The organism is Chitinivorax tropicus, assembly GCF_014202905.1.
Lineage (GTDB): Bacteria > Pseudomonadota > Gammaproteobacteria > Burkholderiales > SCOH01 > Chitinivorax > Chitinivorax tropicus.
The window spans coordinates 1-13,071 of record NZ_JACHHY010000006.1; the positions used below are offsets into that span (position 1 = coordinate 1).

At 56.2% G+C, this 13,071-nt stretch carries 8 protein-coding genes and 1 pseudogene; 3 read left to right on the forward strand and 6 right to left on the reverse strand.

Features of this window, described 5'->3' with window-relative positions; translation table 11 throughout:
* The 3 genes and pseudogenes from HNQ59_RS05870 to HNQ59_RS05880 form a co-directional block, all read right to left on the reverse strand.
* Window positions 1-219, reverse strand: a pseudogene (locus HNQ59_RS05870) (IS630 family transposase); the annotation flags it as partial.
* Window positions 220-353: 134 nt separating this feature from the next.
* A complete protein-coding gene (locus tag HNQ59_RS05875; protein ID WP_184036456.1) occupies window positions 354-2,171 on the reverse strand; it encodes an aminopeptidase P family protein in 1,818 nt (605 codons plus the stop codon).
* A 120-nt stretch (window positions 2,172-2,291) separates the two neighbouring features.
* On the reverse strand, window positions 2,292-5,252 hold the full coding sequence (locus HNQ59_RS05880; protein WP_184036457.1) for a sensor domain-containing protein: 2,961 nt from the start codon (window positions 5,250-5,252) through the stop codon (window positions 2,292-2,294).
* A 176-nt stretch (window positions 5,253-5,428) separates the two neighbouring features.
* On the opposite strand from HNQ59_RS05880, the gene HNQ59_RS05885 reads away from it, so the two are divergent.
* The 3 genes from HNQ59_RS05885 (at window position 5,429) to HNQ59_RS05895 (ending at window position 6,864) form a co-directional block, all read left to right on the forward strand.
* Window positions 5,429-5,743, forward strand: coding sequence for a c-type cytochrome (locus HNQ59_RS05885; protein WP_184036458.1), 315 nt, complete (start codon window positions 5,429-5,431; stop codon window positions 5,741-5,743).
* 219 nt (window positions 5,744-5,962) lie between these two features.
* Entirely contained in the window at window positions 5,963-6,376 is a 414-nt protein-coding gene (gene dksA / locus HNQ59_RS05890; protein ID WP_184036459.1) for an RNA polymerase-binding protein DksA, read from the forward strand.
* Window positions 6,377-6,423: 47 nt separating this feature from the next.
* Window positions 6,424-6,864 carry a Fur family transcriptional regulator gene (locus HNQ59_RS05895; RefSeq protein WP_184036461.1) on the forward strand — a complete coding sequence of 147 codons (441 nt, stop codon included), beginning with the start codon at window positions 6,424-6,426 and terminating at the stop codon, window positions 6,862-6,864.
* Window positions 6,865-6,915: 51 nt separating this feature from the next.
* On the opposite strand, the gene HNQ59_RS05900 is transcribed toward HNQ59_RS05895, so the two are convergent.
* The 3 genes from HNQ59_RS05900 to HNQ59_RS05910 form a co-directional block, all read right to left on the reverse strand.
* Window positions 6,916-7,641, reverse strand: coding sequence for a DUF4241 domain-containing protein (locus HNQ59_RS05900; protein WP_184036462.1), 726 nt, complete (start codon window positions 7,639-7,641; stop codon window positions 6,916-6,918).
* Between the two features lie 211 nt (window positions 7,642-7,852).
* Window positions 7,853-9,715 carry a 3'-5' exonuclease gene (locus HNQ59_RS05905; protein ID WP_184036464.1) on the reverse strand — a complete coding sequence of 621 codons (1,863 nt, stop codon included), beginning with the start codon at window positions 9,713-9,715 and terminating at the stop codon, window positions 7,853-7,855.
* Window positions 9,716-9,844: 129 nt separating this feature from the next.
* Window positions 9,845-12,991, reverse strand: a complete 3,147-nt coding sequence (locus HNQ59_RS05910) for a S41 family peptidase (protein WP_184036466.1) — start codon at window positions 12,989-12,991, stop codon at window positions 9,845-9,847.
* Between the last annotated feature and the right edge of the window lie 80 nt (window positions 12,992-13,071).

The window sequence follows — 13,071 nt, forward strand, 5'->3', positions numbered from 1 at the left end:
ATCCGCATTGTATGCCTCGTCAATAATCATCCAGCGCATCTTGCCCTGATGGGTGGCGGTGGCAATCATCGACAACTTTTGCCGCGTACCACCCACGGCATAGGCGACGGGTAGTTTGCCTGCGGGTGCGTCGTTGCGTCCGCGTACATCGGTATTGACCAGCGCTGTGTCCCCCCAGTGGATTTCCCCGCCTTCCGCCTTGGCTTGTGCCTCAATCGTCTGAGGGCTGAATCAATAGGCTTCACATGGGCAGCAGGTCTTTCACGGCCCATGCGGGAGTATGGCATGGCCCGTCGTTGAATGAAAAAAGCGCTTCCGTTGGGAAGCGCTTTTTCGTGGAGCAGCAGCCCGCGTCAGCGGATGACAGGCTCGGTGGATCGCTGCAACCAGCTCAGGGCATCACCTGACACCAGTGGCGACAGGCGGCGGCGGACTTCCGCATGATAGTCGTTCAACCACGCCAATTCATCATCCCGCAATATGCTCAGATCCAGGCAGCGGGTGTCGATCGGGCACAGCGTCAGGGTTTCAAAACGTAGGTATTCACCAAACTCACCTTGATCGCCGTCTACATTCAGCACCAGGTTTTCGATGCGGGCGCCCCACTTGCCAGGACGGTAGATACCCGGCTCGATCGAGGTGATCATGCCGGGCTCCATGGCGGTGTGTGGCTCTGGCATGCCATAGCAGGAAATCACCTGCGGGCCTTCATGGACATTCATGAAATAGCCCACGCCATGCCCAGTACCATGTCCGTAGTTGATACCAGCGGCCCAGATGGGTGCCCGGGCGATTGCATCGAGCATCGGTGACTTCAAGCCACGCGGGAACTGCACCTGTGACAGCGCCAGCGTGCCTTTCAGCACCAAGGTGAAGTCACGTTTTTGCTCTGCAGAGGGCTCGCCAATGGCCACCACGCGAGTGATGTCGGTGGTGCCGTTCAGGTATTGTCCACCCGAGTCGATCAGCAACAGACCCGATCCTTCGATGACCGCATGGCTGGCCTCGGTTGCGCGGTAATGGGGCATGGCGCCGTTGGCGTTGAACCCGGCAATGGTGCCGAAGCTCGGGCAGACAAAGCCTGGGCGGCGTGCTCGGGCGGCGGTGATCTGTTCATCGATGGTCACTTCGGTGATGCGCTCGTTGCCCAGGGCTTGTTCCAGCCAGCTGAAGAATTCACACAATGCCGCACCGTCCAGCTCCATGGCTTGGCGGACATGGGCGGCTTCTGCCGCCGATTTACGGGACTTGGCAAAGGTACTGGGGTTGACGGCCTCGATGACAGTGGTGGTGCTGGGCACGGCTTGCAACAACCCTAATGTGACACGGCGCGGGTCGATCAGGATGGTGGTACCAGCAGGTAATGCGGCCAGGGCAGAGGGCGCTTCGTCATAGGGCTTCACAAGCACGCCATCACGCGCCAGCGTCGATGCCAACTCTGCAGAGACCTTGCCAGCAGCAACGAACAGGCTGACATCATCTGGCCCGATCAGCGCATGGGCAACGAACACGGGGTTATAGCTGACATCGGCACCACGCAGATTCAACAGCCAGCCGATGTCATCCAGCGTCGAGATGAAATGCCATTGCGCCCCTTTTTCCTGCATGGCTTGACGGATCGTCGCCAGGCGCTCTGTGCGTGACACGGTGGCGTAGGGTGGCAAATGCTCATAGATCGGCGTGGCAGGAAGGCTTGGGCGACCTGGCCAGATGCTGTCGAGCAGATCGATCTGACTGTTGAGGCGCGCGCCTTTGGCCGTAAGCGCTTGCTCCAGCGTGCGTGCAGCAGCCAAACCCAACACCGCACCATCGACGCCGACACAGCCACTCGCCGGAACGTTGGCCGCAAGCCAGTCCACATGGTTGCTGGCAGCGGCAGATTGGATCTTCATCAGCCCAATACCAGTGCCCACCAGCTCTGCCTCTGCCTGTACCCAATAGCGACTGTCCACCCATAAACCGGCAAATGATTGGGTGACAATCAGGGTTGCAACCGAGCCAGTAAAGCCCGACAGCCACTGACGGCCTTGCCAGCGTTCAGGCAGGTACTCCGAAATGTGCGGGTCGGACGATGGCACGAGATAAGCATCCAGCTGGTGCTGTTGCATGGCGTGGCGTAATTTCGTGATTCGATCACGAATGTGGGTGGCGGTGGGCATTGCGGTGTCCATATTCAGGCATCCTGGCGATAATGACGACAAGCGAAGCCTAATTGCATTGCAAGTGGAGAGATAGGCACAGAACCCCACGAGCCTGACAATTCAGGACAAATCGTGTCAGCAGGACATAAATCAGCTTGTTGCTTCGCGTAGGTGCTGCCGCCACCAATGCTCAAATTCGTCGGCGGAAAGAGGCGGGCAGTAGTAATAACCTTGTGCGGCATCACAACCACACGCCAGCAGGAACTGCCACTGTTCGGCTGTTTCCACGCCCTCAGCGACGACGATCAGCTTCAGGCTTTTCCCAAGGTTGATCATGGCCTTGACCACTGCCTCTGCATCCGTGTTGGTGCCAATATCGTGGATCAGACTGATATCGACTTTCAACTTGTAGAAAGGTACCCGTTGTAGCATGCCCAGGTTGGAATAACCGGTGCCGAAGTCATCGATCACAATATCGCCACCGGTCTGACCCAAGGCGCCCAGCACGCCACCACGTCGCTCGCCATCGACCATGATGGTGTTTTCAGCCAGCTCGAATTGTAGCGAATGGGCACCAAGGCCCATTTCCTGCATGATCGCATTGATATTACGGATGAAGTCGAATCGGCGCAGCTGGCGTGGTGAAATGTTGATGGCGATGGGGGTGTTGGGGAGGCCACTTTTTTCCCAGATTTTTTGCTGCAGACAGGCTTGGCGCAACACCCAATCCCCCAGCTCACCCATGATGCCAATATCTTCGGCAACGGGCAGAAATTCCGCCGGATGCAGTAGCCCCCGGACAGGATGGCGCCAACGTAACAGCGCCTCCACACTGGAAACCTGACCGGTATGCATGGAGATCTGGGGTTGGTAGCACAGCTCGAACTGCGACTGATCCAGCGCGGCGCGTAACACTTGTTCGGTGGCCAATCGCTCTGCCGCGCGAATGCTCATCTCATAGGTAAAGAACTGGTAGTTGTTCCGCCCTTGCTCTTTGGCGAAATACAACGCTGCATCGGCAGTACGAGCCAGTGAGCTGCTGTCCATGGCGTCATCTGGGTACATGCTGATGCCAATGCTGGTCTGGACGGTGAGGGTATGGCTGTCCAACTGCATTGGCTCGGTCAAAGTCTTGATGATTTTTTCAGCCACATTGGCAATGTCAGATGGCCCACTGATGTTGGTCAGCAGGATTACAAACTCGTCACCGCCCTGGCGGCTGACGGTGTCGGATTCACGTACACAACTGATCAAACGGCTGGCAACCTGCTTGAGCAGCAGATCACCAATGGCATGCCCCAGTGTGTCATTGACGTGTTTGAAGTGGTCCAGATCAAGGTATAACAAGGCCAATTTATCACCACTACGGCTGGCATTGGCAATGGCCAGATCCAGCCGATCCCGCATGAGCATACGGTTTGGTAAGCCTGTCAGATAATCATGGTTGGCCTGATAGGACAATTCCCTCGCCATCAGCCGGGTTTTACTGACATCCCGGAAGGCCACCACCCAGCCTTCCAGCTCCTGATGAGTGTCGATGATCGGGCTGGTATTGTATTCAATTGGTATACGGAACCCATGACGGGAGGCCAGCTGCGGGCTTTCTCTTCGCCCCCAGTCACCTGCGGGGGGCGGGCAGGTGATAAGAGGCTCCCCGTTTTCTTCATCGATCACCGTGAATACCTGATCCAGATACAACCCGACGGCGTCTTTGCTATACCAGCCCGTCATCCGTTCCGCTTGTGGGTTGAGCGATATCACCTGCAGGTGTTGATCCACCGAGATCACACCGTCGGCAATGGATTTCAGGGTGGCCAATGCACTGTCCAACTGCTGCTGTGCCTGTTTGCGCTCAATGGCCAGTAATACCAAGGGTGCTTGGTGATCGACCAATGTCAGCGCCTCGGGCGAGGGGTGGCATGGTTCGCTGGTGTAGACCGCAAAGGTAGCCAACACCTTACCGTCCCGATTGATCACCGGCGTAGACCAGCAAGCATGCAGCCCGACACCCAACACGATTGTCCGTATCGGCTCCCAGCGCGGGTCTTCAGCGATATTGGGCGAGATGGTCCGTTGTTTCAGCCAGAAAGCCGCCCCACAGGCTCCAAGCTGCTCCTCAATGGGCGCACCGGTGGCCAAGCGGCGATACACCTCGGGTAGGCTGGGGCCGATGCAACTCTTGAAAGTCAGATTGAGCTCGTCAATCAACATCACCGAACAGAATTCACCAGGCCTGCGCTGTTCATATTGTCGGCAGATATGGCCCAGAATCTCCGGCAAGGGGCGATGCTGAACTAGCATCTCCAGTACCTCGCGCTCAGATGCCTCCAGTATCTCGCTCAGTTTACTGCGGGTGATGTCCTCGATCGATGCAACAAACCCATGCATGCGACTATCAACAATCATGGCCCGGCTGATCAACCGAACCCACACGATTTCATGTCCCGGCAAATACATACGGAATTGGCTGATACAGGGGAGCTGTTGCTTGACGGACATGCGCCATTCCAGCGCAACACGGGCCCGATCTTCCGGATGGACACTCTGCAACCAATTCTCACCGGTCAGTTCGTGACTCAAACGCCCCGCCAACACCTCAAAAGTTGGGTTTGCGTGTTGGAGCAGGCCGTGTTTGTCAGCCAGGAAAATACCCGTACTGGAGCTGTTGTAGATAGCTTCGATTTGAGCTGATTTTTCACGTAACGCCAATTCATTCAGCTTCCGCTCCGTGATATCGGCCATGGTCAGGAAGACATGGATATCCTGCTCAGGTGTGGCTAGTTTGGTAACGCACACCATCATCCATAATATCTCCCCTGATCGCTTATGCAGGCGGACATCCGAATGCGGAATATGTGCACTTCTGCCCGTGTCGAGCATGCTGAGGACAATCGGGAGATCAATCGGGGCAACCAAGGCTGGGAACGGTTGTCCAATCAGTTCTTCAGGGTCGAATTCCAGCAGCTTGGCCATCCTGGGATTGACATACCTGATGATGCCATCTTTGTTGATAGCCCACAGCCCGTTGTGCAAGTGTTCAGCCAGCGTATTGAGATCAATGGCCGGCGGGCCTGCCGAAATGGCAGCGGACATAATAGGCAACGAAGACATTGGGAAGATTTTCCCTGACGACATTTTCCTTCAGTATAGTCTGAAATCTCAGTGGTTTACCCCGAACAAGGCAGGACACCGCGCCAAATGGCGTAAAACTAGCATTTGCAATGTCGGAAAGCTTGGCTAAGATGATGCACGGAATAGCATCCCCACGCCCCGAAAAGGAGTACCCAATGAAAGCAGTAATCATGATTTTGGCTGCGGTGACAGGAGTGGCTGCCAGCCAAACCATGGCCGCTGATGCGAAATTGTTGGCGCAAAAGTACAACTGCTTGTCCTGTCATGCGCCTGATAAGAAAGTGGTCGGGCCATCCTACAAAGACGTTGCCGCCAAGTACAAAACGGACAAAACAGCGGAGGCCAAGCTGATTGCCAAAGTCAAGGCGGGCGGGAATGGCGTGTGGGGACAAGTTCCGATGCCTCCAAATCCAACCGTACCGGATGCGGATCTGAAAACTTTGGTGCAATGGATTTTGGCCACCAAGTGATGCATGCGTGGCCGTGTCGTGAAAAGCGGCCAAAGTATAGCAGGGCAGGTAAGCTGACTTTCAATTCATGACTGTATGTGAATTTACTGTTGCAAAAACTGTCATATACTTATTGCATCATGCTGGATTCATCGGCTAATCTTTGCGACCGCCGAACCCCGGCGGCGATACCGATATCAACCGGCGTCGCCACTGAGAAACTTACGGATGCGTATGACCATGGCTAAGATGCTGACAGAACAAGATGTACTCAGTGACACAAGCGGCGAGTACATGACGCCCGAGCACCTCGATTTCTTCAAGCGCAAGCTGTTGCAGATGAAGGAAGAGTTGATCAACAACGCTACCCAGACCAGCCAGCATTTGCAGGAACAGGAAGCCACGCCAGACCCGGCAGACCGCGCCACTCTGGAAGAGGAATACGCGTTGGAGCTGCGCACACGGGATCGTGAGCGCAAGCTGTTGCAGAAGATTGAGCAGGCAATCAATCGTATTGACAATGGTGAATATGGTTATTGCGAAGACACCGGTGAGCCGATCGGCCTGGGCCGTTTGATTGCCCGTCCCACAGCAACTTTGTCGATCGAGGCGCAAGAGCGCCGCGAGCGGCTGAAGAAGCAATACGCTGACTAACCCAATGGGTGGTGCCTGCGCCGATGGCACCATCGGCGCACCGTAGCATGTCCTCCAGTTACCGATTCTCAAGTGATCAGGATGCAAAAGCAGAGCTTCTGATCCGTAAAACCGGCCATCGTCTCACTGAATCCCGCAGACGTGTGCTGGGCTTACTCCTGCGCGGCGAACGCGCCTTGTCCCATACCGAGATCGAAGAAGCGCTGGCCAATGACGAGCCGATTGATCGCGTCACTTTATATCGCGTACTCGATTGGTTGGTTGAGCGGCAACTGGCTCACAAGATCGCTGGCGATGATCGGGTATGGCGTTTCCGTGTGGGGGCGGATGACGTGTCCCATCATCACGCCCATTTCAAGTGTGGCCGCTGCCATCGGGTCTTCTGCCTTGAAGACGTCTCACCTGCGGTCAAGGTACAGCTGCCGGATGGCTATTTGACCGAAGAGGTCGAAGTCACGGTCAAAGGTGTATGTGCAGACTGTAAATGAGGGTATCGAGATCGTTTCAACCGATCCCGATGTTCCTCTGCCCCTCTCCACTCAATCCCACTCTGGCATGGGCGCCAGTGGCAGCACGGCCAGATCGATATGTACACCGGTGAGCGTGCCATCCGCCGCATAGGTGCCAACCACGGCATAGCTGCCGTCTCCCCAGCCTGCATAACTGAGCATGACATTCTCACCATCTTGTGCATCCGGCAAGAGGACATTTGCCAAGCCCTCACGTAATTCACCTGGATCAGCCAGACGAGCTTGCCAGGCATCGTCCTCGCCGCTGTCGAACAGCTCGAATTCCCAGTCCACTTCTTTGGGCGATGGCATCAGTCGCTCAATTGCATCTGCATCAGTGAACGCAACCGTGTTTTCATCCACCGACACCCCAATGAATTCATGATCTCCCAAGGCAGGAGCTTCCATATCTGGCGGAAGGGGGGATAGGAAGCGCCAACCAATCGAAGGCAGATCAGACAAGACAACTGATAGATAAGCCTCACGCGGCTGCGACCCATCTAACGCCTCACTGGTGTCGGCAATGGTGGCAATGACAGGATAGCAGCCCGGCGCTACCCTCACCTGAGGGTTACCAGACATGGCCAAGGTGGCAAATGGATCACATATCACCAAACGGCCACTTTTCAGCCATAGCTGGCCACACTCAACGGTAAACAAGCGATATCGCAACACTTGCCCATCGGCGAACTGCCACTCAGCCACCTCATTACTCAAGGCTTTCCAACGATCATCGTGGATGGGGAGATACTGCATGGGTTGATTCCTTCACTGTCATGGCACGGTTGGCGCCATCGTATCCCACGCTGCTTCCTGCTGGCTACCTATTCGTCGTAGCCCTGAAACCGTCTCCGCAGCACCTGTTGGGCAAGGCGTACCCAACCTAGGCAGATGGCGCCCGCCAGGGACGATGCGAGGAGTCAGATGGTGGTCGGCTGATGCATTGGGGAAGCAGTAGCCTGGGCGGTCAAGTGGAAGATGTTACAGGGACTGGCTCTGCTGCCGATGGCGACCCATGTAACAATGCCTCCAGCCGCTTGGTAAAGCTGGATTCCTGCGTGTAGGTCATTGCCAATTCATCAGTGGATCGGGTCATGGCAACGTACAGCAATTGTGCTTCATCCTGCTCGGTGCATTCACTGGGCTTTTGGTAGCCCAGGCCGGGCATGAATACCAGGGGGAATTCCAGCCCTTTGGCACTGTGGTAGGTCAGCAGTGACACGCCCTCGTGCTGCGGTTCTCCCTTGTTTTTGTCGATAACTGGTATGCCTGCTTGATCCAGGGCCGTTTTGAATGTGGCAAGCTGGTTGTTGTATCTGGCCAGAATGGCAATATGGCTGGGCTTGTTGCCCTTACTCAGCGCATCGGTGACACGTTGCACCAGATAGTCCGTTTCGCGCACCCAGGCCGGGAAGCGGATCAGCGTTGGACGCATGCCACTACGCCCGGCAGAAAGTGGTGAGAGCCGTGGGATACCGTCATCATCGGCTTCATTTGGTGTCAGGATATCCTGTGCAAAGCGTTTGGCCAGATCAAGCACCTCATTGGTGTTGCGATAATTCATCCGCAAAATCGTTGTGCGCCCTTGTGCCTGAATACCGATACTTTTCCACGAAAAACGTTTGCTGGCGCGATGATAGATAGATTGCGCGTCATCATAGAGCAGCAACAGATTGTCATCGTTCTTATCCAGCATTTGAACAATCAATTTGAACCACGCCGGCTCAAAATCATGTCCCTCATCGATCAGAATCGCGCTGTATTGCTCACGCGGGATCTGGTTCTGATCGACCGCCTGGATGATGGTTTCCACCAGCGAGTCAAAATACTGTTTCTGCCCGACATCAGGTGAATCGACATGGTAGGTTCGTAATTGCTCGGCACACCAGGCATGAAAATTCTGGACAGTGACACGATCGGTAATTTGGCGTTGTCGCACAAATTGCCGCAGCCGATGAGCAAGCGGTTTGTTGAAGCACAACAGCAGAACTGGCTTGGCCAAGCCCATCTTGGCGAGGTGCTCGGCACGATAGCTCAAGATCATGGTTTTACCTGACCCCGCCACACCATGAATGATCCGATGCCCACTGCCCAGGCTCCGCGCCAACTGCTCTTGTTGGATGTCCATTACCTTCATCAGGTCTGGCAATGCGGTCTGACCTGATACGGACTTGTCCTCGAACAGGTCTTGTTGAATCGGGATGCGGATTTCCGGAAACAGATGCCAACGGATGCGATCGACCTGTGGCAGTGTCAATGGTGTAGCGCTGAAATGGCTGAACATCGCCCACAATTTGGCCTGAAAGCCTTCCGAATCAAGCTCAGCGCCCAGATCATCGGCACACAGTACCCGATCAGGTGGCAATACCAATTCCACTTGTGGATCGGCATACAGCTGCGCACGGGTCATACGGGTGAAAATGGCGCCGTATCCCCAAGGGGTGACCAGCTTGCCTGCTTTGGCATGGCTGGCCGGATGCACGAGCTGCTGATCCTGCTGTAGCCGGTTGGCGATGGCGCAGGCGTAAACGCGAGCCTGCTCCAGTGGGTTGGAGTCTTTTACCGAACGACCATTGATTTCCAGCGTTACCTGATATTTATCAACTGATCTCAGCGTAGAGGGTTTCCAGTCTTTCACCTCCAAGACCAGCACACCACGCCGGGCATTGAGCACGATGAAATCAGGGTGGAAGCCGCGATCACCAACGGGTACGTCGTACCATAGCCAATAATCTGCTTCGAGTTTCGATTCCAGAATCTCCGCGACTTTTTTCTCGCCTGAGTTCATCCGTTTCGGGCAAACAGACAGTGCCGGGATCAATGTTGCCATTTACATCATTCAGCATGAAATATTTGCTTCATGTTACTGCTGCTGATTTAAATCGCCTACTTGAATGGTATTTAATTAATTGCGTATTTAATTGAATATCTTCTCTTGGATTTGTATATGAGGGTGCAATCAACGGCTGTTTCCAATCTGGGTGGGTTGCCCTAACAAGCTGGACATGGCTGCGTCCAATTGCAGATCTCTTGCGTCGTCACCTGGCAGGTTGATGGCAGGCATGTCGACAGGTCGCGGGCCAGTTTCCAGATCATCACCTGTGGCGGTCGAGAGCACCCGGCCAAACGGTAATCTGAGAATAGAGCCATCTACCAGTAATTTGAATGAGGTGAAAATGACCCACCCGGCGCCTGGCTCACCAATGACTTTACCGAGCTGTTGTTGGCGATAGCCCTCGGTGAATACCTCGCCGTCGGATAAGGTCCATTTGTTGGTGACCAGCGCTGTCGGTTTTTCCAACGTGTATTGGCCCACCGCTACCCGACCGCTCGCGGTTGGGAGCTGGCGGGCGGTGAAGCTGAAATGGCTGCGCCGTGACAGGGTATCCAGCATCCAGCTATCGACCATGCCGCCAAAATTGTTCCGCACGTCGATGATCACCCCTTGTTTGCCTTGTACGGCGCGATCAAGGTCGAGATGAAATTGGTCCAGCGACGTTTCGCGCATATCGATCACATGCACATAACCCAGCTTGCCCTTGCTGGCCAGATCAACATATGCGCGGCGACCCGCAACCCAGTCGCGATAACGGAGGGTTGCCTCCTCTGGGTAAGGAATGGGCTTGAGAAACACCTTGCGCGGCGTGCCCCCACCTGATTGCACTGTCAGTTGAGTCAGTTTGCCCAGTCTGCCATCCAGCTTGGCATCGAGGTTGTCCGCGCCGATGGGTTGACCATCCAGCTCAAGCAGGGTGTCGCCAGCCAGAAGCCCAGCCTGGGCGGCAGGGCTGTCGGGGATCACTCGGCGGATTTTGAGTACGCCTTCGGCTTCATAGTATTGCGTATCGAAATCAACCCCAAGCCGGCCCAGGGTGGTCTGTGTCTCGCTACGTGGGGCGCTCAGGCCGGTATGTGAGCTGTTCAGCTCGCCGATCATCAACAGCATGACCCGCCGCAGCTCGTCTTTGGTCTGGGCTTGATCCGCCCAGGGTTTGAAACGCTCGCGCAAGGCTGCCCAGTCTTGTTTGTGCATGGCCGGATCGTAGAAGAAGTCATTCAGCAATCGCCAAGCCTCAGTGAAGACGGCTTGCCGCTCCTGTGCGAAATCCGGCGCCATGTTGATCTGAACTGGAATCTGCTCGGGTGTGCCGCCAGACATCGCGATCCGATAGGGTTTGCCACCCTCAAGATAGTATGCCGTGGCACCATCGGAACTCAGTTGCAGCGAGTGCTTGGTAGCGGTGGTGCTGGTGAGCTGGGTTGCGGTTTCGCCCATCCGCCAACGCCAGATATTGGGCAGCCCAGCTGCCAGCCCAACCAAAGCAAAGGTTTTGCCATCTGCGGACAACGCGCCGTATTGGGTGTCCAGTGTGATGGGCAGCAACGACTGATGGGTGCGGGCGTGCTTGGCATCTGGCTGCCAGGGCCCAGTTTGTGGCTCACCGTCGCTTCCCAGTGGGGGCTTGGGTGCCAAGTCGATGGCGACCCAGCGCCCACCCTGTTCGGCATGCTGGAAAGCACGCCACCACAGGGTTCGCCCTTCGCCTTGCCAGATCAGGCTGGGCTGGCCATAGCCCTGATCCTCGGGCCGAAACCACAGCTTCTTGCCGACACCGGGGCTGGCGAGCTGGCTGACGACCATTGATTCGCCACCTTGGCGTGCGATCAGCTTCACTTGCGCATACAGTCGATCACCCAAATCCACCCAGGCCAACCAGCGGCCATCCGGCGACCATGCCAGTGGGGAATCAGCCCAGATGGGGGGCCGACCTGTCGTTACCTGGGTCAGTGGTTTGAGCTGGCTCGACGGCAGGTCGAGGCCGTACAGCATCTGGCCATTGCGGATGAAGGCCAATGTCTTGCCATCGGGCGAATACGCTGGAAAGGTATCGGATGTATCTGCCTGTGTCAGTTGTCGCTCACGATGCGTGGTGAGGTCATATTGCCAGATCTCACCTACCCCTCTCCGCATGGAGACATAGGCAAGGCGCTGCCCATCTGGCGACCATGCCAGCTGAGACTGCGAGGCGCCTGTTTGTGTCAAGCGGCGGGCTGCACCGCCGTGGGCGGGCGCAAGCCAGACTTCTCCGCGTGCAATCAAGGCCAGTTGTCGGCCATCTGGCGACAACCGAAGTTCCTCGATTTTATCTGCCAACTTGATCTGATCGGCAGGCGGGGGGGCTGGCTGAGTTGCCAACGTGAAAGACAGGGGCTGGCTTGTGCCAGAGGGCACATCCAGCAACCAGATCTGGAATTCGCGTTCGAAAGCGATCTTGCTGCCATTGGCGGAGGCTGATGGCCACAGAACACGGCCCGTCTGAAACTGTGTCAGCCGATGGGCGGGTTGATCCAGGCCATGATAGTAAAGATTCTCGATGCCTTGCTCCCGCCCTACATAGAACAACCCCTTGCTATCCGCCGACCACTGCGGCCAGGCGGCGTGCCCACCCGCGCTCGACAATGATCGAATGGCGCCGGGTGTGCTCAAGGGCGCCAGCCACAGCTCCTCTTGATCGATGTGCGCGCCGCCTCGCCGCCACCATTGATCAAAGCCCCGTGCATTAAAGGCCAGCCACCGACCATCTGGCGAGGGCACGCCACGTTTTTCTTCGACATAGCGACCTTGCATGACTGGCATCGGTTGCCCGCCTGTGGTCGCTATCCGGTAGATATCATTCATGCGCTGGATATCATGCGATGTGCTATGAAAATACAACCACTTGCTATCAGCAGACCAGCCGCTGGGTTGTTCCGGTCGATCATCATAGGTCAGCCTGGTAATGGCTTTGCTGGCCAGCTCGATCAGATAGACATCGCCGTTGCCAGTGCGGCTGGAGCTGAAGGCCACATACCGACCATCTGGTGAAAACACTGGATTGCTGTCAGTGGCGGCGTGGGTCACCAGCGGCGTTGCCACACCGCCGGTAGTGCGTGCCAGCCAAATGTCCCCGCCAGATACAAACGCCACTTGGCTGCCATCTGGCGATAGGGTGGGCTCATAGGCCAAGGGTTGCGACACCGCCAGCGCCGGTGCGGCCCAACCAGAAAGCACCATGGCGGTGATCATGCTCAAGTATTGGAACAAATTGGCACCAGGCGTCGACATAGAGGCAGATCCAGTGGAGTGAGGCAGCCGAGTGTATCAGCCACCTTGTGTATTCCTCAATGAGCCCAGGTGCCAGGAGC